This window comes from Halomonas terrestris (assembly GCF_049166755.1).
Lineage (GTDB): Bacteria > Pseudomonadota > Gammaproteobacteria > Pseudomonadales > Halomonadaceae > Halomonas.
In genome coordinates, this window is record NZ_JBMHFZ010000001.1 from 31792 (window position 1) to 55355 (window position 23564).

Genomic DNA, 23564 nt, shown 5'->3' on the forward strand with positions numbered 1-23564 from the left:
TCGGGGCGCCGCTGCTTCGTGAAAGGGGATACCCCAAGTGTTGCAAGTTTCCGGGATACCGAGGGGCCGCGTCGACCGAACGGCCTTCTACCTGCTCAGGGGCGTGACCCTGGTCTGCGACGCCATCGGCGTGCTGCTGCTGGCCAGCGTCCTGCTCATGATCGTGGCCGCCGTGGTGGTGCGCGACATCATCGGGGCCGGCCTGCCCTGGACCGAGGAGATCGCGTCCCTGCTGGCCATCTATGCGGTGGGCTTCGGTTCGCTGTCGGCCTGGGTGCGCGGTGAGCACCTGCTGGTGGACCTCTTCAGCCACCGCCTGTCCCGTCGCGCCCGGGCCGTGCAGTACCGCCTCACTGCACTGCTCTCCTGCGGCTTCTTCGTGCTGGCCGCCTGGGGGGCCTGGATCATGTCGGACATGAGCGCCAACAACCGCACGGTGTCCCTGGGCATCAGCTTCAGTTACCTCTACTACGGCATCTTCCTCGGCTTCGCCGGCATGGCCGTGCTGTCCGCCTGGCAGACGCTGCGCGGCATGGTCGACTGGCAGCCGGTGGCCGACACCCACCAGGAGAGCCCCTGATGCTGGAGCTGCTGATCTTCGTGGGTGGCCTGCTGGTGCTGATGATCATCGGGTTGCCGGTGGTGGTGGCCATCGGCATCACCTCCTTCGTCGCCCTGGCGGTGACCAGTGCCAGCGGCCTGCCGGTGGAACTGATGTCACTGCGCATGGTGCAGACGCTCAACAACTTCACCCTGCTGGCGATTCCCCTGTTCATCCTCGCCGCCAACATCATGAATACCGGCTCGACGACGACACGGATCTTCGACTTCGCCACGGCCCTGGTGGGCTTCACCAGGGGCGGCCTGGGGCATGCCAACGTGGTGGCGAGTTCCATCTTCGCCACCATGTCGGGTACCGCGGTGGCCGATGCCGCCGGCCTCGGCAGCATCGAGATCAAGGCGATGAAGGAGCGCGGCTATGACCTGGGCTACGCCACCGGGGTCACCGCGGCCTCGAGCGTGATCGGGCCGATCCTGCCGCCGAGCATCGCCCTGGTGGTCTACGGCTGGCTGGCCAACGTGAGCATCGGGGCGCTGTTCATGGCGGGACTGCTGCCGGGCATCCTCATGGCCCTGTTGCTGATGAGCATGACGCTGGTGATGTCGCGGCGGGTGGTGATGCCGGCGCCGACACCCTTCGACGCCGGCGAGGTCCTGCGCAGCGGTCGCCGTGCCATCCTGCCGCTGATGATGCCGGCGATCATCGTCGGCGGCATCTGGACGGGCTTCTTCACGCCCACCGAGGCCGGCGCCGTGGCATCGCTCTACGCCATCGTGCTGGGAGGGCTGGTCTATCGCGACCTGTCGCTGAAGGATCTCTACCACGCCTTTCGCCGTACCCTGATGTTCAGCGTGGCGATCCTGGTGATCATTGCCGTGTCGAGCTTCTACGGCTGGATCCTGGTGCGCATCGGCATTCCCCAGGCGCTGGCCGCCCAGGTCGCGGGGATCGACATGCCCACGGTGATGCTGCTGCTGGCCTTCGCGCTCTTCTTCCTGCTGATCGGCTGCTTCATGTCGGTGGTCGAGAGCATCCTGATCTTCACGCCCATCGTGGTCCCGGCGGCCCTGGCCGCCGGCCTGGATCCGATCCACTTCGGCATCGTCATGGTCATCACCCTGTCGGTGGGGGTCATCACGCCGCCCTTCGGCAACGTGCTGTTCCTGATGGTGGGCATCACCCGGCTGCGCTACAGCCAGGTGGTGATGTCGGTACTGCCCTTCCTGGTGCCGATACTCGCCACCATCCTGATCCTGATCGCGACGCCCCCGGTGGCGACCTGGCTGCCGGAGGTGCTGGGCTACTGACGACCCGCGGCAAGGGGCTGCCAGGGCCCCTCGACGGGGTGGCGACAGCGGCACGGAAGGCCAGGCTCCGTCGCCGCTGAACGCCGGGGGCCGCGGCGGGTCATACGTCGGGACACAGCAGGGAGTCCGATATGCTCGCGAGTATTCAGCGATTCTTCCAGCAGGTCCTGGCCGAACCCGATACGGCCGACGATCCCGCCCCCACCCTGGAGCTGGCCACCGCGGCGCTGCTCTGCGAGGTGATGCGGGCCGACTACCACACCGATGCGACGCAGCTGGCTGCCCTGCGCGAGTTGCTCAAGGCCCACCTCCACCTGCACGACGCCGCGGTGGAGGAGCTGATGGAGATGGCCCGCGAAGAGGTCGAGACCTCGGTGGACCATTACCAGTTCGTGAGCCTGATCAAGCAACACTATGCCTACGGGAAGCGCTGTGAGCTGGTCTACATGATGTGGGCGCTGGCCAACGCCGACGCCGGCCACAATGCCCTGGAGGAGCACCGCATCCGCCAGCTGGCCGATCTGCTCCACGTCAGCCACTCGGACTTCATACGCGCCAAGCTCAGGGCGCAGGAGGGGTAGCGGCCGGGCACTCGATCACTTGATCCGGGCCGGCTCCATCGGCGTCATCCCCTTGCTAGAATGGTCGTCAGGTCAGGCTCCCCCGGCCGGGGGAGCCTCTGTATTGCCCGCGACAGCGTGGCCAACCACGGGGAGAGAGGGATGTCTCGCGAGATCATCGTACTGGGGGCCGGCATGGTCGGCGTGTCGATTGCCTGGCATCTGGCCCGCCGCGGCCACTCGGTGGTGCTGGTGGACCGCCGCGAGCCGGGGCTCGAGACCTCCTTCGGCAACGCCGGCCTCATCCAGCGCGAGGCGGTCAAGCCCTATGCCTTCCCGCGCGATCTGGCCACCCTGGCGCGGGTGCTGCCGAACCGGGCCGTCGACATCCGCTATCGCATCGATGGGGTGGTGCGGGCGGCCAGCCCGCTGCTCGCCTACTGGCACCAGTCCGCGCCGCGTCGCTACGAGAGCATCGTGCCCGAGTATGCCTCGCTCATCGCCCTCTCCCTCGACACCCATGCTCCGATGATCGAGGCCGCCGGTGCCGAGGGGCTGGTGCGCAAGGAGGGGTGGCTCGAGGTCTATCGCACCGCCGAGGGACTGGAGGCCGAGCGTCGCGAGGCCGAGGAGGTCGCCTCGCGTTTCCAGGTCAATCACCGGCCGCTGGACGCGGCCGCCCTGCATGCCCTGGAGCCGCACCTGGCCGGCGGGCTGGCGGGGGCCATCCACTGGCTGGACGCCTGGTCGGTGGCCGATCCCGGGGCCCTGGTCCAGGCCTACGCCGCGGCCTTCGAGGCCGAGGGTGGCCGGGTGATGCGGGCCGCTGTCGAGGATATCGGCCGGTCGGGATCGGGGTGGCGCGTGGCGACCGACCAGGGGGCGCTGGAGGCGGGGGAGCTGGTGCTGGCCATGGGGCCCTGGTCGGGCGACTGGCTGGCGCGCCAGGGGCTGTCGATCCCGCTGTTCGTCAAGCGCGGTTATCACATGCACTATGCCACCCAGGGGGAGGCGCGCCTCGGCCACTGGACCATGGATGCCGAGGTGGGCTATGTGCTGGCGCCCATGCGCGCGGGCATCCGCCTGACGACCGGGGCCGAGCTGGCACGCCGCGAGGCGCCGGCACGCCATGGCCAGCTGGACGCGGCCGAGCGGGCGGCGCGGCGCTTCTTCCCCCTGGGCGAGCGGCTCGATCCCGAGCCCTGGAAGGGCGCGCGGCCCTGCACCCCGGACATGAAGCCGGTGATCGGCCCGGCACCCGGTCGCCAGGGGCTCTGGCTCGCGTTCGGGCACGGCCACCAGGGGTTCACCCTGGGGCCGGCCACCGGGAAGTTGCTGGCCGAGATGATCGACGGCGAGCCGACGTCGATCGACATGGCGCCCTTCCGCGCCGACCGTTTCTGATCAGCTGCCGCCCTGGCGGCGGCCGTTGACGCGATGGATGAGCCACTTGACCAGCAGGGTGAGCACGAAGACGCCCCAGCCCGCGGTGGCCAGCACGTTGAACAGCAGCATCTTCTGGGGGCCGCTGAGGGGGGTGATGAGGTTCTCGATGACGATGCCCAGCAGGAAGGCCAGGGTGAGCGGCAGGGCGAGGATGTGCATCCACATCTCGGTGCGCCGCTTGCGCACGTGGTAGCGGCGCAGCAGGACCCGGATGGGGCGATGGGCGAAGCTCACCAGGATCATGCTGCCCAGTGCCAGTATCGCGGCGAGGGTGGGCTCGAGGCTGCCGATGCGGGCAGAGATGCTCACCGACCAGAATACCGCCAGCCACATGAGCCCGGCCAGGATGGCTACCAGATCGGCGTAGTGGCGCACCTTCGGCATGATGTCTCCCTCGTTGGATCTGCCGGCATGATACGGCAAATCGGCGCCGGGGGAAGTGTCGGCACGCCTTCGGCAGGGTGGGGAAGGGCGGGCCGGCGGCAGTCGGACGTCTCCGCTTCCGGTATACTGGGCGCATTGCCCGACAGACCACTTCGATACAGGACGCGCCGTGAACTCGATCACCCTGACCCGCCCCGACGACTGGCACCTCCACCTGCGCGACGGCGAGGCGCTCGCCGCCGTGGTGGCCGCGAGTGCCCACCAGATGGGTCGCGCCATCATCATGCCCAACCTCAAGCCGCCCGTGACGACCGTCGAGCAGGCCCGGGCCTATCGCGAGCGGATCCGGGCGGTCCTGCCCGAGGGCAGCCGCTTCGAGCCGTTGATGACGCTCTACCTCACCGACAACACCCCGGCCGAGGAGATCGAACGGGCCGCGGCCAGCGGCCTGGTGCAGGCAGTCAAGCTCTATCCCGCCGGGGCCACCACCAACTCGGACTCCGGCGTCACCGACCTGGCGAACTGCGACGCGGCCGTCGGCGCGATGGCGCGCCTGGGTATCCCGCTGCTGGTGCATGGCGAGGTGACCAGCGCCGAGATCGACATCTTCGATCGCGAGGCGGTGTTCATCGAGCGGGTCATGAAGCCGCTGCTCGACCGTCACCCGGACCTCAGGGTGGTGTTCGAGCACATCACCACCGAGGACGCGGCGGCGTTCGTGGCCGCGGCGCCGGCCAACGTGGCGGCCACCATCACCGTCCACCACCTGCTGTTCAACCGCAACCACATGCTGGTGGGGGGCATTCGCCCCCACTACTACTGCCTGCCGATCCTCAAGCGCGAGCGCCATCGCCAGGCGCTGCTGGCGGCGGCGACGTCGGGGAGCGGCAAGTTCTTCCTCGGCACCGACAGTGCGCCCCATGCCCAGGGCGACAAGGAGAGCGCCTGCGGCTGTGCCGGTGCCTATACCGCGCCGGCGGCGATCGAGCTCTACGCCACGGCCTTCGAGCAGGCCGGGGCCCTGGAGCGCCTCGAGGGTTTCGCCAGCCACTTCGGTCCGGACTTCTACGGCCTGCCGCGCAACACCGACACCATCACCCTGGCGCGCGAGCCCTGGCAGTTGCCCGAGTCGCTGCCCTATGCCGGTGGCCAGCGCATCGTGCCGCTGCTGGCGGGCGAGACGCTGCAGTGGAAGCTGAAGGGATGAAGCGCCGAGGCTGCCCCTGTGGGGGCAGCCCCGGTGCCTCGTTCGGCGAACAGGCTGGCGACGCAGGGAGAAACGCGGGGATGCCCCCGCGGGGCTATTCCTGGTCGGCGACCGGCTGCGGTCTGGCCTGGTCGAGAGGCTCGGCCAGCCGGTGAACCATCGATTCGACCATGCGGGCGGAGTGGTCGGCGGCCTTCTCCAGGAACTGCGCGAAGGAGAGGTGGTTGTCGCCGCCGCCGGCGATGTCGGAGAGCGCGCGGATCACCACGAACGGGCAGCCATAGAGGTGGCAGGTCTGGGCGATGGCCGCGGCCTCCATCTCGGCGGCGAGCATGGTGGGAAACCGTGAGCGGGTCTTCGACACCAGCTCGGGGCAGGCCATGAAGACGTCGCCGGTGGCGATCAGCCCCTCGACCACGCGCACCTCGCCGAGGGCCTCGACGCTCTCGCGGGCCACCCTGACCAGCCGGTCGTCCGGCAGGTAGGCAGCGGGCATCCGGGGCACCTGGCCGTGCTCGTAGCCGAAGACCACGGCGTCCACGTCGTGGTGGCGCACCTCGCTGGAGACCACGATGTCACCGATCTCCAGCCCCTCGCCGAAGCCGCCGGCCGAGCCGGTGTTGATGATCGCCTCGGGCTGGTAGACATCCAGCAGCAGGGTGGTGCCGATGGCGGCGTTGACCTTGCCGATCCCCGATTGCAGGATCACCACATCGACCCCGTGGAGGCGCCCATGATGGAAGGTGCAGCCGACATGGGAGCGTGTACGCCGTCCTTCCAGCAGCGAGGCCAGGTGCTCGACCTCCTGGGCCATGGCACCGATGATGCCGATGCGCTTCATGCGAAGACGTCCGTCCACTCGTGGCGCCCGGCGAGGAAGCCGCGGGCGATCTGCTTGGCACCCTCCAGGCTGTGGCTGGCGGCCCAGCCGCACTGCATCTCGTTGCAGGCGGGCACCTCGTCGGCTTCGAGGACGTCCTCCAGGGTCTTCTGCAGCAGCGTCAGCACGTCGTCGTAGTCGTCGTGGTTGATCAGTGCCACGTAGAAGCCGGTCTGGCAGCCCATGGGGCTGATGTCGACGATGCGATCGGAGTGGTTGCGCGACAGCTCGGCCATCAGGTGTTCCAGGGAGTGCAGCGCCGGCATCTCCATGTGCTCCCGGTTGGGCTGGCAGATGCGCATGTCGTACTTGTGGATGCGATCGCCGTTCTCGCCGGTCTTGATGTCGGCCAGGCGGACATAGGGGGCCTTCACCCTGGTGTGATCCAGGTTGAAGCTTTCCACGTTCATCTTGTCGCTCATCGACGGATCTCTCGCTGCGGTGGGTGGGCGTCTCGGCAGAGTCGGGCGCGCATTCTAGCCGACTGTGCGCCGTCGTGCATGTGTCGGCCGTCAGGCCGGCTGGTGGGCGGTCGCCATGGCGTCGTGGAGTTCCGCCGCGACCAGGGTGTTCTCCAGCAGCGAGGCCACGGTCATGGGGCCGACGCCACCGGGCACCGGGGTGATCCAGCTGGCACGCTCGGCCGCGGGGCCGAATTCCACGTCACCCACCAGGCGACCGTCCTCCTGGCGGTTGATGCCCACGTCGATGACGATGGCGCCGTCACGCACCCACTCGCCCTTGACGATGCCGGGCTTGCCCACCGCGACCACCAGCAGCTCCGCGCGGCGCACGTGCGACTCCAGGTCGCGGGTGAACCGGTGGCAGACGGTGGTGGTGCAGCCGGCGAGCATCAGTTCGAGTGCCATGGGGCGGCCGACGATGTTGGAGGCGCCCACCACGGTGGCGTCCAGGCCACGGACCTTCAGGCCGGTTTCCTGCAGCAGGGTCATCACGCCCTTGGGGGTGCAGGGGCGCAGCATCGGCAGGCGTTGCGCCAGGCGCCCCAGGTTGTAGGGGTGGAAGCCGTCGATATCCTTGTGGGGAAGGATGCGCTCGAGGATCGGGCGGGCGTCGAGATGCTCGGGGAGCGGCAGCTGCACCAGGATGCCGTCGACGCGCGGATCGGCGTTGAGGCGGTCGACCAGCGACTCGAGTTCCGCCTGGGAGGTCTCGGCCGGCAGCTGGTGGCGGAAGGATTCGATGCCGGCCTCGACGCAGGCATTGTGCTTGTTGCGCACGTAGACGGCAGAGGCCGGATCCTCTCCCACCAGCACCACGGCGAGGCCCGGGGTGCGAGCGCCGGCCTCATGGCGCACCTGTACCTGGCGGGCGACCTGCTGGCGGACTCGGGCGGCAATGGCCTTGCCATCGATCAGTTGGGCTGTCATCGAACTTCCCCTGGTGGTGAGCGGTGGGCGGTGCGGGCGCCGGAGGCATCCGCGCGGGCAGAAGGCTGCCGATTTTCGCATGCCACGCCGCTGAGGCAAAGCGGTGGTGCCCGGCACGACGCTGCTCGTACTTGACCCCGGGGGAAAGTTCCGTAGAATACGCAGCGCTTGGCGAGGCCCCTGCGGCGGCGCCAGGGTCGCTTGATCACCGTCGGGGTGTAGCGCAGTCTGGTAGCGCGCCTGCTTTGGGAGCAGGATGTCGGGGGTTCGAATCCCTCCACCCCGACCACAACTCGTTGATTGAATTGCTTTATTTTTCACTCAAGGGTTGCGGTCATGTGTCCTGGAACGTAGAATGCGCCCATAGCTCAACCGGATAGAGCAACGGCCTTCTAAGCCGTAGGTTGCAGGTTCGAGTCCTGCTGGGCGTGCCACCTGCGGTGGCGGTGAGCCCCGGTCGAGCGAGTGTCGAGATGGTGGATGTAGCTCAGTGGTAGAGCCCCGGATTGTGGCTCCGGTGGTCGTGGGTTCGATCCCCATCATCCACCCCATCCCGGCACCTCAGCGGTAGCGGCATCAGGCAATCAAGGCAGTGGTGGATGTAGCTCAGTGGTAGAGCCCCGGATTGTGGCTCCGGTGGTCGTGGGTTCGATCCCCATCATCCACCCCACTCCTTGACCCTCGCCTGTTCCCCGTCTTCTCCGGATCATCCTGCATCGCGGTCGCCCTTCGGGCGTTGCGCGCGACCCGTTCCCTGTCCCGTGTTCCTCCCGCGTCGATGCCGCCTGCACCGGTGACGTCACTCGATCCGCACTTTTTCGCCGGAATCCCTTGCAATGCGCCCCGGCGCCCCCATTTGCCGGGTATGGTGCTTGCCAGTACCGGGCGGGATTCTTAGAATCTCCCCCTTGACCCTATTCACGCTTTCATCAGAACGCCCCCAGTCGGTAGAGGACAATTCATGCAAGTTTCCGTCGATACGACCTCCCAGATCGAACGCCGCATCACCGTGCAGGTGCCGGCCGCCGAGGTCGACGAGGCCGTCGCCGCCCGTCTCAAGGACGCCGCCAAGAACGTCCGCATGGACGGGTTCCGCAAGGGCAAGGTGCCGATGTCGGTGATCCGCCAGCGTTACGGCCGCGACGTGCGCAACGAGGTGGTGGGCGAAGTGATGCGCGAGCGCTACGTGCAGGCCATCACCGAGGAGAGCCTCAACCCGGCCGGCTTCCCGCAGATCGAGGCCACCGTCAACGAGGCGGGCCGGGACCTGGAATTCACCGCGACCCTCGAGGTCTACCCTGAAGTGGAGCTGGCATCCATCGAGGGTACCGAGGTGGAGCGCCCGGTGGTCGAGGTCACCGAAGCGGATGTCGACGAGATGGTCGAGACCCTGCGCAAGCAGAACGCCGCCTGGGAGGCGGTGGAGCGTGCCGCCGAGGACGGCGACCAGGTGACCATCGACTTCCAGGGCTTCCTGGGCGACGAGCCCTTCGAGGGCGGCAGTGCCGAGGGGCACAGCCTGGTGCTGGGTTCCGGCAGCTTCATTCCCGGTTTCGAGGAGCAGCTGGTCGGCGCCAGGGCCGGTGAGGAGAAGGAGCTCAAGGTCACCTTCCCCGAGGACTACCAGGCCGAACACCTGGCGGGCCAGGAAGCGACCTTCAAGGTCAAGGTGCACCAGGTCAGTGCCCAGGCCCTGCCGGAGGTGGATGCCGAGTTCGTCGGCAAGTTCGGCGTCGAGGACGGCGACCTGGAGAAGTTCCGTGCCGAGGTCACCAGGAACATGACCCGCGAGGCGAGCCAGGCGGTGGAGAACCGCGTCAAGCAGCAGGTGCTCGAGGCGCTCCAGAAGGCCAACGACATCCCGGTCCCCCAGTCGCTGGTGCAGCAGGAGACCGATGGCCTCAAGCGGCAGGCGGCCCAGCAGTTCGGCCTGGGTGAGGACTTCGATGTCTCCCAGCTGCCCGACGAGCTGTTCGCCGAGCAGGCGAAGAGCCGCGTTCAGGTCGGCCTGCTGCTGGCCGAGGTGATCAAGTCGAACGAGCTCGACGCGACCGACGACGAGATTCGGGCCAAGGTCGAGGAACTGGCCGAGCAGTACCAGGAGCCGGAGCAGGTGGTCGAGCACTACCTCGGCAACGATCAGCTCAAGACCCAGGTCAAGTCCGCTATCCTCGAGGAGAAGGCCGTCGAGAAGCTGCTCGAGCAGGCCACCGTCAAGGATACGGAGATGAGCTACCAGCAGGTGCTGGCGGCTGCCCAGCAGGCCGAGAGCGACGAGGCCGAAGAGACCGAGGAAAGTGGCGAGGAGAACGGCGAGGAGAGCAGGGCCTGATCGTCCTCTCCCCTTGTGCCTTCCCCGCCGGCGATGCCGGCGGGGCGTTACGCTTCCATTCATCGGATGCAAGGACATCACACTGATGAGCAACGAGTTCGATATCCAGAACGCCGGCGGCCTGGTGCCGATGGTGGTCGAGCAGAGCGCGCGCGGCGAGCGTGCCTATGACATCTATTCCCGCCTGCTCAAGGAGCGTGTGATCTTCCTGGTGGGTCCGGTGGAAGACTACATGGCCAACCTGATCGTGGCGCAGCTGCTGTTCCTGGAATCCGAGAATCCGGACAAGGACATCCACCTCTACATCAACTCCCCGGGAGGTGGCGTCACCGCCGGCATGTCGATCTACGACACCATGCAGTTCATCAAGCCCGATGTCTCCACCGTCTGCATCGGCCAGGCGGCGAGCATGGGCGCGCTGCTGCTGGCCGGGGGCGCGGCGGGCAAGCGGTTCTGTCTGCCCAATTCGCGGATGATGATCCATCAGCCGTTGGGTGGTTATCAGGGCCAGGCCTCGGACATCGAGATCCATACCCGCGAGATCCTGGGTATCCGCGACAGGCTCAACCAGATCCTGGCGCACCATACCGGCCAGGAATTCGAGACCATCGCCCGGGATACCGACCGCGACAACTTCATGAACGGTGCCCAGGCCGCCGAATACGGCCTGATCGATGCCGTGCTGGATAAGCGCCCGACATCCTGATAGCGTGAAACCTGTCCACGCACGCGCGATTCACATGATTCCCGGCGGCCCCTGGTCGCCGTCGAGAACACGGCGGCAGCTGGCCGCCGAAGCGAGAGAGGTACGCGAATGGCCGACGGCAAAGGCAAGGACGAAGGTGGCAAGCTGCTCTACTGCTCGTTCTGCGGCAAGAACCAGAACGAGGTGCGCAAGCTGATTGCCGGCCCGTCCGTCTATATCTGCGATGAGTGTGTCGACCTGTGCAACGACATCATTCGCGAGGAGGTTCTCGATGCCGATGCCGAGAGCGATGAGGAGCGTCTGCCGGTTCCCCGCGAGATTCGTCACACCCTCGACGACTACGTGATCGGCCAGGACCGCGCCAAGATGGTGCTGTCGGTGGCGGTCTACAACCACTACAAGCGTCTGCGCTCCGACGTGAAGGGCGACGACGTCGAGCTGGGCAAGTCGAACATCCTGCTGATCGGTCCCACCGGCAGCGGCAAGACGCTGCTGGCCGAGACCCTGGCGCGGCTGCTCAACGTGCCCTTCACCATCGCCGACGCCACCACCCTCACCGAGGCGGGCTATGTCGGCGAGGATGTCGAGAACATCATCCAGAAGCTGCTGCAGAAGTGCGACTACGATGTGGAGAAGGCCCAGCGCGGCATCGTCTACATCGACGAGATCGACAAGATCTCGCGCAAGTCGGACAACCCCTCCATCACCCGTGATGTCTCGGGCGAGGGCGTGCAGCAGGCGCTGCTCAAGCTGATCGAGGGCACCACCGCTTCGGTACCGCCCCAGGGCGGTCGCAAGCATCCGCAGCAGGAGTTCCTGCAGGTCGATACCGGCAACATCCTGTTCATCGTCGGCGGCGCCTTCGCCGGCCTGGACCGGGTGATCCGCGACCGCGCCGAAAAGGGCGGCATCGGCTTCAGTGCCGAGGTGAAGAGCAAGGACGAGTCGCGTGGCGTGGGCGAGCTGCTGGCCGACGTGGAGCCCGAGGACCTGGTCAAGTTCGGCCTGATCCCCGAGTTCGTCGGCCGCCTGCCGGTCATCGCCACCCTCACCGAGCTCACCGAGGATGCGCTGATCCAGATCCTCACCGAGCCCAAGAACTCGCTGATCAAGCAGTATGCCCGGCTCTTCGACATGGAGGGGGTCGAGCTGGAGTTCCGTGACGATGCCCTGCGTGCCGTTGCCGGCAAGGCCATGGCGCGCAAGACCGGGGCCCGTGGCCTGCGCTCGATCCTCGAGTCGGTGCTGCTCGATACCATGTACGAGATTCCCTCGCTGGAGGGGGTCAGCAAGGTGGTCATCGATGCCTCGGTGATCGCCGGCGAGAGCGAGCCGCTGCTGATCTACTCGCAACAGGAAGAGCCACGGAGCGACGGCACCGGCGGCTAGGCCTCACGGCCCGATGCGGGAGCGAATTCATTCGTGACGTGCCGACTCGGGCGCCCTCGCGGCGCCCCCGGTGCCTCGCGTGATGGATTGGCTCCCGTTTCTTTTTGTGCCCTCCTGGTGGGCCCTGCCTTGCAAAGCCGCGTCGCCGCCCCCATTCCCCGTGTATCCCAAGAGTTCGTATCCACCCGATTTCGTTTGAGGAACGTCTGCGATGCAGCAGAACGCCGAACAGACCCTGAGTCTGCCCCTTTTGCCGCTGCGGGACGTGGTCGTCTACCCGCAGATGGTCATTCCACTGTTCGTGGGCCGCGAGAAGTCGATCCAGGCCCTCGAGGCGGCCATGGCCGCCGACAAGCGTGTCCTGCTGGTGGCCCAGCGCGAGGCCAGCAAGGATGATCCGGACGGGGAGGATCTGTTCTCCATCGGTACCGTGGCCGAGATCATGCAGCTGCTCAAGCTGCCGGACGGCACCGTCAAGGTGCTGATCGAGGGGACCTCCCGCGCCGACGTCGGCGAGATCCTGGTGGTCGACGAGGGCTACAGCCGGGCCGAGGTGACCCTGCGCGAGAGCGAGCCGCTCAGCGAGCGCGAGCAGGAAGCCCTGGTGCGGGTGCTGCTCAACCAGTTCGAGCAGTACGTCAAGATGTCCAAGAAGGTGCCCAACGAGGTGCTCAACTCCCTCTCGGGCATCGAGGATCCCAGCCGCCTGGTGGACACCATCTGTGCCCACCTCTCGCTGAAGATCGACGACAAGCAGCAGCTGCTGGAGATGGACCGGGTGCGCGACCGCATCGAGCACCTGATGGCGCTGATCGAGTCCGAGATCGACCTGCTGCAGGTCGAGAAGCGCATCCGCTCGCGGGTCAAGGACCAGATGGAGAAGTCCCAGCGCGAGTACTACCTCAACGAGCAGATGAAGGCCATCCAGAAGGAGATGGGCGAGCTCGAGAACGTGCCCAACGAGGCGGACAAGTACGAGCAGGCGATCAAGGACTCCGGCATGCCCAAGGAGGCGGCCGACAAGGCGAACCAGGAGCTCGGCAAGCTGAAGATGATGTCGCCGTCCTCCGCCGAGGCCACGGTGGTGCGCTCCTACCTCGACTGGCTGGTCTCGGTGCCCTGGAAGAAGCGTACCCGGGTCAAGCATGACCTGGCGCATGCCCAGAAGGTGCTCGACGAGGATCACTACGGACTCGACGAGGTCAAGGCGCGCATCCTCGAGTACCTGGCGGTGCACAAGCGGGTGAAGAAGCTCAAGGGACCGGTGCTCTGCCTGGTGGGCCCGCCCGGCGTCGGCAAGACCTCCCTGGGACAGTCCATCGCCCGGGCCACCAATCGCAAGTACGTTCGCCTGGCATTGGGCGGGGTGCGTGACGAGTCCGAGATTCGCGGCCACCGCCGCACCTACATCGGTTCGCTGCCCGGCAAGATGATCCAGCGCATGGCCAGGGCCGGCGTCAAGAACCCGCTGTTCCTGCTCGACGAGGTCGACAAGATCGGCATGGATCACCGGGGCGATCCGGCGTCGGCACTGCTCGAGGTGCTCGACCCGGAGCAGAACGACACCTTCAGCGATCATTACCTGGAGCTGGACTACGACCTCTCCGAGACGCTGTTCATCTGTACCGCCAACTCGATGAACATCCCCGGGCCGCTGCTCGACCGCATGGAGGTGATCCGCCTGCCGGGCTACACCGAGGACGAGAAGCTGGCCATCGCCAAGCGCTACCTGGTGCCCAAGCAGCTCAAGGCCAACGGGTTCAAGGACGACGAGCTGGCCTTCTCCGACGAGGCGCTGCTCGAGCTGATCCGCTACTACAGCCGCGAGGCCGGGGTTCGCGAGCTGGAGCGCCAGATCGCCAAGGTGTGCCGCAAGGTATTGCGCGAGCGCCTGGAGAAGGAGAGCAAGGAGGGTGCCCAGGCCCCGGTGGTGCTGGCCGCCGCGGATGTCGAATCCTACGCGGGGGTGCGCCGCTACAGTTATGGTCTGGCCGACCAGGAGGACCAGGTGGGCCGCGTGACCGGCCTGGCCTGGACCTCGGTGGGTGGCGAGCTGCTCAACATCGAGTCGGTGGTCACCCCCGGCAAGGGGCGCATCAACAAGACCGGCTCGCTGGGCGACGTGATGAAGGAGTCGGTGAGCGCCGCCCACACGGTGGTGCGTGCCCGCGCCCTGGGCCTGGGCATCGATCCGGAACGCTTCGAGAAGGAGGACCTGCACATCCACGTGCCCGAGGGGGCCACGCCCAAGGACGGCCCCAGTGCCGGCATCGCCATGGTGACGGCCATGGTGTCGGCCTACACGGGGCGCCCGGTGCGCTGCGACGTGGCCATGACCGGCGAGGTCAACCTGCGCGGCGAGGTGATGCCGATCGGCGGCCTGAAGGAGAAATTGCTGGCCGCCCGGCGTGGTGGTATAAAGATCGTGCTGGTGCCCGAAGAGAATCGCCGGGACCTCAAGGAGGTTCCGGACAATATCAAGGAAGCACTCGACATCAGACCCGTTCGCTGGATCGATGAGGTCATGGAGGTGGCGCTGGCCGAGAAGCCGGATGCATCAAGCGAGGAATCCCGGTCGGACGACTCAGCCTCTTCGCACTCGATGATCAGCACGCATTAACGATAAAAAATCCATCATATCGGAGTGAAAACCCCGATATGATGGGGGTTGGCGCGTGAGGTTACTTGACAGATGTTTCATCGCATTGCTATAAATTGCGCCATGCTTTGATCGCGTTAGTCAGCCGAAAGTCGCGCCGATTAGAGTCATTTTCCGAAACAGTCAAGGGGTGAAGTGTGAACAAATCCGAGCTGATCGAAGCCATCGCTGCGTCTGCCGATATTCCCAAGGCGGCCGCTTCCCGTGCTCTGGACGCCATGGTCGACGCCGTGGCCGAGAGCCTCAAGAAGGGCGAGAGCGTCTCTCTGGTGGGCTTCGGTACCTTCGCCGTCAAGGAGCGCGCTGCTCGTACCGGCCGCAACCCGCAGACCGGCCAGCCGATCGAGATCAGCGCTGCCAAGGTGCCGAGCTTCAAGGCCGGCAAGGCGCTCAAGGATTCCGTCAACTGAGTGCAGGGTGTCGCCTGCACCACTGACGGTTGATCTTCCTACAGGCGCATCGCCCCGGCGGTGCGCCTGTCTTCGTTCCAGCGGTACCGCGAGTGCCGGTGCCCGGATGGTCGCGAGCATCCCCGCGATGCGTATAATGTGGCGCGTCCTTGCCAATATCATCAGCCGAGGCCTGCATGCTGCAAAGTATTCGAGATCGCTCCAGGAGCTGGGGCGCCAAGATCATCATCGGTGCCGTGGTCGTGACCATGGCACTTTTCGGCGTGGAGTCCCTGGTGGGGCTGTTCGGCGGTGGTGGTGATGACATCGTCGAGGTCAACGGTGAGCCGATCACCCGCCAGCAGCTCGAGATGGAGGTGCAGCGTGCCATCCGCAGCGGCCAGGTGCCGCCGGAGCAGGAGCGGGCCCTGCGCAACCAGATGCTGGACCAGCTGATCACCGACCGGCTGCTGACCCAGTACGCCGAGGAGGGCGGGCTGTACCTCTCCGAGGACCAGCTCGACCAGCTGATCGTCTCCTTGCCGGAGTTCCAGGACCAGGAAGGCCGATTCTCCAGCGAGCTGTTCCGCAACCGGCTGGCCAGTGCCGGCTACACTCCGCTCTCCTTCCGGGAGGAGCTGCGCGTCGACATGAAGCGCCAGCAGCTGCAGCAGGGGCTCGCCTTCAGCGACTTCACGCTGCCTTCCGAGCAGGAGACCCTGGCTGCCCTGCAGCGGCAGACCCGCAGCTTCCGTCACCATGCCCTCACCGCGGACGACCTCGATGACGCAGTCGACGTCAGCGAGGAGGCGATGCAGGAGTACTACCAGGCCAATGCCGAGAGCTACCAGCGGCCCGAGCAGGTACGCCTGGCGTACGTGGTCATCGACCGCCAGGAGATGGCCGACGAGGTCGAGGTCGACGAGCAGGCCCTGCGCGACCGCTGGCAGGCGCGCACGCGGGATGCCGATCGCCGGGTCTCCCACATCATGCTGACCTTCAACGGCGAGCGCTCCCGCGAGGAGGCCGTGGCCGAGCTCGAGGCGGTGCGCGAGCGGCTGGCCGATGGCGAGGCATTCGCCGACCTGGCGGCCGAGGTCTCTGACGATGCCGTCTCGGCGGAGCAGGGCGGTGACCTGGGCGTGATCAGTCGCGGCTTCTTCGGCGAGGCCTTCGAGGAGGCCGCCTTCGCCCTGGGCGAGGGCCAGGTCTCCGACATCGTCGAGACCGACAACGGCCTGCACCTGCTCCAGGTCACGGCGCTGGAGCGCGAGCCCTTCGAGACGGTGCGCGATGACCTGCGTCGCGAGGAGGCGCTGTCCCGCGTCTCCGGGGAGTTCAACGAGCGGGTCCAGCGCCTGATCGACGAGAGTTTCGCCGCCGACGACCTGCAGAGCGTGGCCGACGACATCGGCCTGGAGCTCCGGACCAGCGACTGGGTCTCCCGCGATGACGTCGATGGCGTGCTCTCCGAGCCGGGTGTCATGACCGAGGCATTCAGTGCCGACGTGCTCGAGGAAGGCTACAACAGCGAGGTGATCGAGCTCGACGAGGATCGCCGGATGGTGCTCCGGGTGGTGGATCACCGCGAGCCCACCGTGCTCGAACTCGACGAGGTTCGCGATCGGGTGCGTGCCAGCGTCGAGGCGACCCTGCGCCGCGAGGCGTTGATCGAGCTCGCCGCCGAGCGTGTCGAGCAGCTGCGTGCCGGAGTGGCGCCCGAGATCGACTGGCAGCAGGCGGAGGGGGTGAGCCGTCAGGATGCCGGCGGCTTGCCCGAGCCGGTGCTGCAGGCAGCGTTCCGCCTGCCGGCCCCGGAGGGCGAGGAGCCGGTCTTCGGCCATGCCGTCGCCGGCGACCGCGTGGTGCTGATCGCCCTGGATCGGGTCGAGCCGGGTGAGGTCGACAGCGAGGTCGAGCTGTTCGTGGCGCGCATGGCGGAGCGGCTGCGGGCCCAGGCGGCCATCCAGGGGCTGCTCGACGACCTGCGCGACCGGGCCGAGATCGAGCGACGCTGACCCCCGGCGACGCCGATCAGAGGGGCGCTGCGGCGCCCCTCTTTTTCCCTTCGCTTTTATACCGTTATCTTGTCCAAGGCCCGCCGCATGCCTGTCGCCCGGTCGTGCTCGACGAGACGGGGCTCGCCGACGGTGACGTCGCGGGAATGATAATGTTATCTTGTAACAATCAAGGTCTCCCCAGGGTTCATGTCCTATGTCGACCCCCGTCTCCAACGTCGCGGTTCACCTGATCACCGGCTTTCTCGGCAGCGGCAAGAGCACCCTGATCCATCGGCTGATCGAGCAGAAGCCAGCGGAAGAGCGCTGGGCGGTGCTGATCAACGAGTTCGGCCAGGTGGGCATCGACCAGGCGATGTTCGCGGAGCGTGACGACCTGGTGGTCAAGGGGCTGCCCGGGGGGTGTCTCTGCTGCCAGCTCGCCTTCGTGATGCAGGCGACCCTGGTCAACCTGCTGCATCGCCATCGTCCCGATCGGTTGATCATCGAGCCGTCGGGGCTCGGCCATCCCGCGGGGTTGCTCGAGGTGCTGCGCGGCGAGGCCTTCCGCGGCGTGCTCGACGTGCGCGACCTCATCGTGTCGCTCGACCCGCGGCGCCTGGACGACCCTCGGGCCCGGGAGCACGAGACCTTCCGCGACCAGCTCGAGATGGCCGATGCCGTGGCCCTGACCATGACCGACCTGGCGACGGCGGCGCAGATCGAGGCCGCCCGGCAGCTGGTCGAGGGGCACTGGCCGCCACGGCGCTGGGTCGCCGAAGTGCAGCATGGGGCCTTGCCGGTGGCGCTGCTGCTCGAGAGCGGTGTCCGCCCAGGCGAGGCCGCGGCGAAGGAGAGCCGCTCGCATCGCGCATTGCGCGATACGGCGCGCGACGTGGTGATGCTCGACGACTCTGCCGAGCTGCGCCCCGAAGCGGGGCGGCCACAGCGCAGTGTCGGCGAGTCGCTCGGTTATGCGACCCTGGGCTGGCGCTGGCACCCCGACGACGTCTTCGACCTCGACCGGATCACGGCGCTGCTCGGGCGCCTGCCTCGCGGGCTGCGGGTCAAGGGGGTGCTGCACACCGAGGCGGGCTGGAAGCTCTACAACCGCGCCGAGGGCACGGTCAGCCTGACCGCCAGCGCCTGGCGGCGGGATTCACGGCTGGAGGTGATCGGCGAGGCGGGCAGCCTCCCCGGAGTGGAAGAGTGGGAAGCCGCGCTTCGGGAATGCCTGTCTCTCGCTGGGCGCTAACCCTGGGGAATCTCCAGAAATCTTGCTGAACAATCAGCTTGGTGAGGTCGCTACGCTGGCGGGTTGCCAGCGCTAGGAGGCCCTAGGGGGGGCAGACCGACCCATCTCCAGAAATATTGTGGCATTATCAATATGTTGGGCATGGGTAGATGGCAGTCTCGGCGCCCTCTTCGGTGAACGATGCTGCCCCCGTAGTGATGTTCGTGGGGCCGCAGGATCCGCCTAGACCCTAGAGACTGAACGCCCGCAGCTCGGGCTCGCCGTCGTCTTCGATCACGATCTCCCAGCCCCGGCCCGGCTGCCAGTCGCCGAGCACGAAGCGCCGGGCGGGCTGGTCGTCCACCTCGAGCTCGTGCACGGCGGGGCGGTGGGTGTGGCCGTGGATCAGCGTCGTCACGCCGTGCTCGGCCATCACCCTGGCCACCTCGTCCGGGGTCACGTCCATGATGTCCTCGGCCTTGTTGGAGGTGGCCTCGCCGGACTGCTCGCGCAGCTGCCTGGCCAGGGCGAGGCGCTGGTCGATCGGCATCGACAGCACCTGCTCCTGCCAGAGGGGGTGGCGTGCCTGGGCGCGGAAGGTCTGGTAGGCCTCGTCGCGGGTACAGAGGCTGTCGCCGTGCATCAGCAGCACGCGCTTCCCGCCGAGCTCGACCACTGCGGGGTCGGGGAGCAGGGAGGCGCCGGCCTCGTCGGCGAATCGGCGACCCAGCAGGAAGTCGCGATTGCCGTGCATCAGGTAGAGGGCGGTGCCATCGTCCGCGAGACGCTTGAGCGCCCGGGCGATGCGCGCGGCCAGGTCGGCGTTGCCGGTGGGCTCGTGGCCCGCCAGGTCGAGCAGGTCGTCGCCGATCCAGGCCTCGAAGAAGTCGCCCAGGATATACAGGGCGTCGGCTCCCCGGGCGTGCTCATCGAGCCAGCGCAGGAAGCCGTCGGTGATGTCGGGGGCGCCGGGGTGCAGGTGCAGGTCGGCTATCAGCAGCGTGGTCATGGGGGATTCTCGCTTGGTGCTCGGTGACCCGGGCAGGATGCAGCACGCCCGCGTCGGGCGGGCGTGTGACCGGTCGGCGAAGGAATCAGGCGTCGGCCTCGTCCTTGACGTAGGCGCGCTGGATGATGACGTCATCGGCGGGCACGTCGGCGTGCATGCCGCGGCGGGTGGTGGGCACGGCCTTGATCTTCTCGACCACGTCCATGCCGTCGACCACCTTGCCGAACACGCAGTAGCCCCAGCCCTGGATGGACTTGCCGCTGTGGTTGAGGAAGTCGTTGTCGCCCACGTTGATGAAGAACTGGGCGGTGGCCGAGTGGGGATCCTGGGTGCGCGCCATGGCCAGGGTGCCGGTGGCATTGGCGAGCCCGTTGTCGGCCTCATTCTCGATGGGATCCCGGGTCGGCTTCTGGTTGAAGTCGATATCGAAGCCGCCGCCCTGGACCATGAAGCCGTCGATCACACGGTGGAAGAGGGTGCCGTCGTAGAAGCCGTCGCGCACGTACTGCTCGAAGTTGGCGGCGGTCTTCGGGGCCTTCTCGTGGTCGAGCTCGACGGTGATGTCGCCGAAGTTGGTCTGCAGAACGATCATCGATAAGTTCCTGTGCGGTAAAGGGGCGCTGCCTTGGCGTTGCCCATGGACGTGGCGCTATAATACCGGTTTTGCTTCCATGCGCGAAGCGAGTCCGCTCGAACCGGGGGTGTTCGCGGAGGCCTGCGGTGAGGGGCGCCGGGGATAAGCCGAAGAGGAGGTCCTACGCCAGGGATGGCGTCGGTAGCGCCCAGGGATGGGTTCACAGCGCCTCCTCGCAGGCTTATCGCCGGATCAGCTCCGAGCAGAGCAGGCGTCTCCTGCAGCACCGCTCCGCCCCCTCCCAAACCAGAGGTCGTCTTTTTCGACATGTCCACCGACACCACCAGCGCGCCGAATTTCATCCGCAACCAGATCCGCGAGGAGATCGAGTCCGGCCGTAGCGGGAAGATCGTGACCCGCTTCCCCCCGGAGCCCAACGGCTTCCTGCATATCGGCCACGCCAAGTCGATCTGCCTGAACTTCGGGCTGGCCGAGCAGTTCGGTGGCGACTGTCACCTGCGCTTTGATGACACCAACCCGGCCAAGGAGGAGCAGGCCTACATCGATGCCATCAAGGAGGACGTCAGCTGGCTGGGCTTCGAGTGGGCCGGCCCGGTACGCTTCGCCTCGGACTACTTCGACCAGCTCTACGCCTGGGCCCAGCACCTGGTGCGCGAGGGGAAGGCCTACGTGGATGACCTCTCGCCCGAGGAGATCCGCGAGTACCGCGGCACCCTGACCGAGCCGGGGCGGCCCAGCCCCTACCGCGAGCGCAGTGCCGACGAGAATCTCGACCTGCTCGAGCGCATGCGCGTCGGCGAGTTCGCCGAGGGCGAGAAGGTGCTGCGGGCGAAGATCGACATGGCGTCGCCCAACATCAACCTGCGCGACCCGATCCTCTACCGCATCCGCCACGCTCACCACCACCAGACCGGCGACAAGTGGAAGATCTACCCCTCCTATGACTTCACCCATGGCCAGTCGGATGCCATCGAGGGCGTGACCCACTCGATATGCACCCTGGAGTTCGAGGACCATCGCCCGCTCTACGAGTGGTTTCTCGACAACCTGCCGGTGCCGGTGACGCCTCGCCAGATCGAGTTCGCCCGGCTCAACCTCAACTACACCCTGACCTCCAAGCGCAAGCTCAAGCTGCTGGTGGACGAGGGGATCGTCGATGGCTGGGACGATCCGCGCCTGCCGACGATCTCCGGCATGCGTCGGCGCGGCTATACCCCGGCGTCGATCCGCAAGTTCTGCGAGATGATCGGCGTGACCCGTGCCGATGGCGGCCTGGTCGATATCGCCATGCTCTATCACGCCATCCGCGCCGACCTCGAGGACAACGCGCCGCGCGCCATGGCCGTGCTCAAGCCGCTGAAGGTCGTGCTGACCAACGTGGCCGAGGACTTCGAGGAGGTCTACGAGGTGCCCGGCCACCCGGCCCGGGACGACATGGGCGTGCGCCGGATTCCGTTAACACGGGAGCTGTACATTGACCGGGACGACTTCATGGAGGAGCCGCCGAAGAAGTTCTTCCGCCTGGCGCCGGGCAAGGAGGTGCGGCTGCGCAACAGCTACGTGATCCGTTGCGACGAGGTGATCAAGGATGCCGCCGGCGAGGTCAGCGAGCTGCACTGCTCGGTGGACTTCGACACCCTGGGCAGGAACCCGGAGGGCCGCAAGGTCAAGGGCGTGATCCACTGGGTCAGCGCCGTCCATGGCGTGCCCATGGAGGTGCGGCTCTACGACAACCTGTTCCTCGAGGAGCAGCCCGATCGCGACAAGGATGCCGACTTCCTCGACCACCTGAATCCCGCGTCCCTGGTGGTCTGCCAGGCCATCGGCGAGCCGAGCCTGGCCGAGGTGGCGCCCGAGAGCCGCTTCCAGTTCGAACGGGTCGGCTACTTCTGCGCCGATCGCCACGCCTGTCGGGACGGCAGGCGGGTGTTCAACCGCACCGTGGGTCTCAAGGACAGCTGGGCCAAGGTCCAGAAGAAAGAGCAAGGCCAGAAGAAGGGATGACATGCAGATCTACAACACGCTGACGCGCCGCAAGGAAGCCTTCACGCCCATCGAGCCGGGTCGGATCCGCATGTACGTCTGCGGCATGACCGTCTACGACTACTGCCATCTGGGCCACGCCAGGGTGATGGTGGCCTTCGACGTGATCACCCGCTACCTGCGCCATCGCGGCTATGACGTCAACTACGTGCGCAACATCACCGACATCGACGACAAGATCCTCAGGCGCGCCGAGGAGAACGGCGAGTCGATTGCTTCGCTCACCGAGCGAATGATCGCCGCCATGCACGAGGACGAGTCGCGGCTGTTCGTGCTGCGCCCGGACCACGAGCCCCGCGCCACCGGCCATATCGGCGAGATCATCGCCATGATCGAGACCCTGATCGCCAAGGGCTATGCCTACGCCGCCGACAATGGCGACGTCTACTACCGGGTGCGCCGGTTCGAGGGCTACGGCAAGCTCAACAACCGCGACCTCGACGAGATGCGTTCCGGCGCCCGGGTCGAGGTCGACGAGCACAAGGAGGACCCGCTCGATTTCGTGTTGTGGAAGGCGGCCAAGCCCGGCGAGGAGAGCTGGTCCTCGCCGTGGGGCGAGGGGCGTCCCGGCTGGCACATCGAGTGCTCGGCCATGTCCACCTGCTGCCTGGGAGAGACCTTCGACATCCACGGCGGCGGCCCGGACCTGACCTTTCCCCACCACGAGAACGAGATCGCCCAGAGCGAGGCGGCCACCGGCAAGCCCTACGTCAACACCTGGATGCATGCCGGTGCGGTGCGGGTGAACCAGGAGAAGATGTCCAAGTCGCTGGGCAACTTCTTCACCATCCGCGAGGTGCTGGAGCACCACGACCCCGAGGTGGTGCGCTACCTGCTGGTCGCCAGCCACTATCGCAGCCCCATCAACTACGCCCCGGAGTCGCTGGCCGAGGCGCGCAAGTCGCTCGAACGCTTCTACAACGCCCTGGAAGGCCTGGAGCCCGTGGAAGGGGAGGTGGATGGCCGCTTCGACGAGCGCTTTGTCGCCGCCATGGACGACGACTTCAACACCCCCGAGGCGCTCTCGGTGCTCTTCGACCTGGCCCGCGAGCTCAACCGGGCCAGGAAGGAGGCGCCCGGGCAGGCGCCGGCGCTGGCGGCGGAGCTCCGGCGCCTGGGCGGCATCCTGGGCCTGCTGCAGCAGGACCCGGCCGCCTTCCTCAAGGGCGGTGCCGATGACCTGCCGCTCTCGGAAGCCGAGATCCAGGCGAAGATCGACCAGCGCGCCGCCGCCAAGAAGGCGAAGGACTTCGCCACGGCCGACGGGATTCGCGACGAGCTCGCCGCGCTGGGCATCGTGCTCAAGGATTCCCGCGAAGGCACGACCTGGGTGTTCGAGAAGCCCGACGCCTGACGTCGCCGCCTTCCGTCCGCCCGCAGCAGGACGCCCGGCTCGCCTCCCGGTGGCCGGGCGTCCTGCATGGCGCTTTCCTGCCGTATCCTGCTCGCCGACGATGCCGTTGCCGATGGCCCC

The 23564-nt window shown here is 67.0% G+C and carries 20 protein-coding genes and 4 tRNA genes; 18 read left to right on the forward strand and 6 right to left on the reverse strand.

Translation table 11 applies throughout. The features are described from left to right. Nucleotides 1–37: 37 nt before the first annotated feature. From ACOMD9_RS00135 to ACOMD9_RS00150, 4 genes are all read left to right on the forward strand, one after another. Nucleotides 38–580: a TRAP transporter small permease gene (locus tag ACOMD9_RS00135; RefSeq protein ID WP_421411338.1), complete on the forward strand. Its 543-nt coding sequence runs from the start codon at nt 38–40 to the stop codon at nt 578–580. Continuing rightward, nucleotides 580–1869 carry a TRAP transporter large permease gene (locus tag ACOMD9_RS00140; RefSeq protein WP_421411340.1) on the forward strand — a complete coding sequence of 430 codons (1290 nt, stop codon included), beginning with the start codon at nt 580–582 and terminating at the stop codon, nt 1867–1869. Before ACOMD9_RS00135 ends, ACOMD9_RS00140 begins: the two co-directional genes overlap by 1 nt. Before the next feature lie 131 nt (nt 1870–2000). Then, nucleotides 2001–2450 carry a tellurite resistance TerB family protein gene (locus ACOMD9_RS00145; protein ID WP_421411342.1) on the forward strand — a complete coding sequence of 150 codons (450 nt, stop codon included), beginning with the start codon at nt 2001–2003 and terminating at the stop codon, nt 2448–2450. A 141-nt stretch (nt 2451–2591) separates the two neighbouring features. Beyond that, nucleotides 2592–3833, forward strand: a complete 1242-nt coding sequence (locus tag ACOMD9_RS00150) for an NAD(P)/FAD-dependent oxidoreductase (RefSeq protein ID WP_421411344.1) — start codon at nt 2592–2594, stop codon at nt 3831–3833. Here the strand turns inward: ACOMD9_RS00150 and ACOMD9_RS00155 are convergent, their stop codons facing one another. Then, the gene (locus ACOMD9_RS00155; RefSeq protein ID WP_421411346.1) at nt 3834–4259 is read right to left on the reverse strand and encodes a hypothetical protein; all 426 of its coding nucleotides are present in this window, start codon (nt 4257–4259) and stop codon (nt 3834–3836) included. It abuts the gene before it with no gap. A gap of 169 nt (nt 4260–4428) precedes the next feature. On the opposite strand from ACOMD9_RS00155, the gene pyrC reads away from it, so the two are divergent. Then, the gene (gene pyrC / locus ACOMD9_RS00160) at nt 4429–5466 is read left to right on the forward strand and encodes a dihydroorotase (protein ID WP_421411347.1); all 1038 of its coding nucleotides are present in this window, start codon (nt 4429–4431) and stop codon (nt 5464–5466) included. A gap of 94 nt (nt 5467–5560) precedes the next feature. Here pyrC and mtnN read toward each other — a convergent pair whose 3' ends face one another. From mtnN to folD, 3 genes are all read right to left on the reverse strand, one after another. After that, nucleotides 5561–6307, reverse strand: a complete 747-nt coding sequence (gene mtnN / locus ACOMD9_RS00165; RefSeq protein ID WP_421411348.1) for a 5'-methylthioadenosine/S-adenosylhomocysteine nucleosidase — start codon at nt 6305–6307, stop codon at nt 5561–5563. Continuing rightward, nucleotides 6304–6768, reverse strand: a complete 465-nt coding sequence (locus ACOMD9_RS00170) for an S-ribosylhomocysteine lyase (protein ID WP_421411349.1) — start codon at nt 6766–6768, stop codon at nt 6304–6306. Before ACOMD9_RS00170 ends, mtnN begins: the two co-directional genes overlap by 4 nt. Before the next feature lie 90 nt (nt 6769–6858). Next, nucleotides 6859–7737 carry a bifunctional methylenetetrahydrofolate dehydrogenase/methenyltetrahydrofolate cyclohydrolase FolD gene (gene folD, locus ACOMD9_RS00175; protein WP_421411351.1) on the reverse strand — a complete coding sequence of 293 codons (879 nt, stop codon included), beginning with the start codon at nt 7735–7737 and terminating at the stop codon, nt 6859–6861. A gap of 212 nt (nt 7738–7949) precedes the next feature. On the opposite strand from folD, the gene ACOMD9_RS00180 reads away from it, so the two are divergent. The 11 genes from ACOMD9_RS00180 to ACOMD9_RS00230 all read left to right on the forward strand — a co-directional run bounded on the left by ACOMD9_RS00180 (nt 7950) and on the right by ACOMD9_RS00230 (nt 18464). Then, a tRNA-Pro gene (locus ACOMD9_RS00180) sits at nt 7950–8026 on the forward strand. Nucleotides 8027–8094: 68 nt separating this feature from the next. Further along, nucleotides 8095–8171: transfer RNA gene (locus tag ACOMD9_RS00185), tRNA-Arg, on the forward strand. 42 nt (nt 8172–8213) lie between these two features. Then, nucleotides 8214–8288: transfer RNA gene (locus tag ACOMD9_RS00190), tRNA-His, on the forward strand. 44 nt (nt 8289–8332) lie between these two features. Continuing rightward, nucleotides 8333–8407, forward strand: a tRNA-His gene (locus tag ACOMD9_RS00195). Between the two features lie 291 nt (nt 8408–8698). Further along, nucleotides 8699–10069 (forward strand): trigger factor, encoded by a 1371-nt coding sequence (gene tig / locus ACOMD9_RS00200; RefSeq protein WP_421411353.1) that lies wholly within the window; start codon nt 8699–8701, stop codon nt 10067–10069. An 85-nt stretch (nt 10070–10154) separates the two neighbouring features. Next, nucleotides 10155–10775: an ATP-dependent Clp endopeptidase proteolytic subunit ClpP gene (clpP, locus tag ACOMD9_RS00205; protein ID WP_421411355.1), complete on the forward strand. Its 621-nt coding sequence runs from the start codon at nt 10155–10157 to the stop codon at nt 10773–10775. Between the two features lie 108 nt (nt 10776–10883). Next, nucleotides 10884–12164 carry an ATP-dependent Clp protease ATP-binding subunit ClpX gene (clpX, locus tag ACOMD9_RS00210; protein ID WP_421411357.1) on the forward strand — a complete coding sequence of 427 codons (1281 nt, stop codon included), beginning with the start codon at nt 10884–10886 and terminating at the stop codon, nt 12162–12164. A gap of 211 nt (nt 12165–12375) precedes the next feature. Beyond that, entirely contained in the window at nt 12376–14784 is a 2409-nt protein-coding gene (gene lon / locus ACOMD9_RS00215; RefSeq protein ID WP_421411359.1) for an endopeptidase La, read from the forward strand. A 176-nt stretch (nt 14785–14960) separates the two neighbouring features. Continuing rightward, nucleotides 14961–15233 (forward strand): HU family DNA-binding protein, encoded by a 273-nt coding sequence (locus tag ACOMD9_RS00220; protein ID WP_421411361.1) that lies wholly within the window; start codon nt 14961–14963, stop codon nt 15231–15233. Between the two features lie 176 nt (nt 15234–15409). Next, nucleotides 15410–17230 carry a SurA N-terminal domain-containing protein gene (locus ACOMD9_RS00225; protein ID WP_421411363.1) on the forward strand — a complete coding sequence of 607 codons (1821 nt, stop codon included), beginning with the start codon at nt 15410–15412 and terminating at the stop codon, nt 17228–17230. 196 nt (nt 17231–17426) lie between these two features. Next, nucleotides 17427–18464, forward strand: a complete 1038-nt coding sequence (locus tag ACOMD9_RS00230) for a CobW family GTP-binding protein (RefSeq protein ID WP_421411364.1) — start codon at nt 17427–17429, stop codon at nt 18462–18464. A 229-nt stretch (nt 18465–18693) separates the two neighbouring features. On the opposite strand, the gene ACOMD9_RS00235 is transcribed toward ACOMD9_RS00230, so the two are convergent. Beyond that, entirely contained in the window at nt 18694–19452 is a 759-nt protein-coding gene (locus ACOMD9_RS00235; protein WP_421411365.1) for a UDP-2,3-diacylglucosamine diphosphatase, read from the reverse strand. A gap of 85 nt (nt 19453–19537) precedes the next feature. Further along, entirely contained in the window at nt 19538–20044 is a 507-nt protein-coding gene (locus ACOMD9_RS00240) for a peptidylprolyl isomerase (protein WP_421411366.1), read from the reverse strand. A gap of 309 nt (nt 20045–20353) precedes the next feature. Here ACOMD9_RS00240 and ACOMD9_RS00245 point away from each other — a divergent pair, with 309 nt between their 5' ends. Both ACOMD9_RS00245 and cysS read left to right on the forward strand, forming a co-directional pair. Further along, a complete protein-coding gene (locus ACOMD9_RS00245; protein WP_421411368.1) occupies nt 20354–22051 on the forward strand; it encodes a glutamine--tRNA ligase/YqeY domain fusion protein in 1698 nt (565 codons plus the stop codon). Nucleotide 22052: 1 nt separating this feature from the next. Continuing rightward, nucleotides 22053–23444: a cysteine--tRNA ligase gene (gene cysS, locus ACOMD9_RS00250; protein WP_421411370.1), complete on the forward strand. Its 1392-nt coding sequence runs from the start codon at nt 22053–22055 to the stop codon at nt 23442–23444. The last annotated feature ends 120 nt before the right edge of the window (nt 23445–23564 follow it).

Coding starts and splice junctions, on each gene's coding strand:
- ACOMD9_RS00150 (WP_421411344.1), top strand. CDS start 2,592: ATGTCTCGCGAGATCATCGTACTGGGGGCCGGCATGGTCGGCGTGTCG.
- tig (WP_421411353.1), top strand. CDS start 8,699: ATGCAAGTTTCCGTCGATACGACCTCCCAGATCGAACGCCGCATCACC.
- ACOMD9_RS00225 (WP_421411363.1), top strand. CDS start 15,410: ATGCTGCAAAGTATTCGAGATCGCTCCAGGAGCTGGGGCGCCAAGATC.
- ACOMD9_RS00245 (WP_421411368.1), top strand. CDS start 20,354: ATGTCCACCGACACCACCAGCGCGCCGAATTTCATCCGCAACCAGATC.
- ACOMD9_RS00170 (WP_421411349.1), bottom strand. CDS start 6,768: ATGAGCGACAAGATGAACGTGGAAAGCTTCAACCTGGATCACACCAGG.
- cysS (WP_421411370.1), top strand. CDS start 22,053: ATGCAGATCTACAACACGCTGACGCGCCGCAAGGAAGCCTTCACGCCC.
- lon (WP_421411359.1), top strand. CDS start 12,376: ATGCAGCAGAACGCCGAACAGACCCTGAGTCTGCCCCTTTTGCCGCTG.
- clpX (WP_421411357.1), top strand. CDS start 10,884: ATGGCCGACGGCAAAGGCAAGGACGAAGGTGGCAAGCTGCTCTACTGC.
- ACOMD9_RS00145 (WP_421411342.1), top strand. CDS start 2,001: ATGCTCGCGAGTATTCAGCGATTCTTCCAGCAGGTCCTGGCCGAACCC.
- mtnN (WP_421411348.1), bottom strand. CDS start 6,307: ATGAAGCGCATCGGCATCATCGGTGCCATGGCCCAGGAGGTCGAGCAC.
- ACOMD9_RS00240 (WP_421411366.1), bottom strand. CDS start 20,044: ATGATCGTTCTGCAGACCAACTTCGGCGACATCACCGTCGAGCTCGAC.
- ACOMD9_RS00140 (WP_421411340.1), top strand. CDS start 580: ATGCTGGAGCTGCTGATCTTCGTGGGTGGCCTGCTGGTGCTGATGATC.
- clpP (WP_421411355.1), top strand. CDS start 10,155: ATGAGCAACGAGTTCGATATCCAGAACGCCGGCGGCCTGGTGCCGATG.
- ACOMD9_RS00235 (WP_421411365.1), bottom strand. CDS start 19,452: ATGACCACGCTGCTGATAGCCGACCTGCACCTGCACCCCGGCGCCCCC.
- folD (WP_421411351.1), bottom strand. CDS start 7,737: ATGACAGCCCAACTGATCGATGGCAAGGCCATTGCCGCCCGAGTCCGC.
- ACOMD9_RS00155 (WP_421411346.1), bottom strand. CDS start 4,259: ATGCCGAAGGTGCGCCACTACGCCGATCTGGTAGCCATCCTGGCCGGG.
- ACOMD9_RS00230 (WP_421411364.1), top strand. CDS start 17,427: ATGTCGACCCCCGTCTCCAACGTCGCGGTTCACCTGATCACCGGCTTT.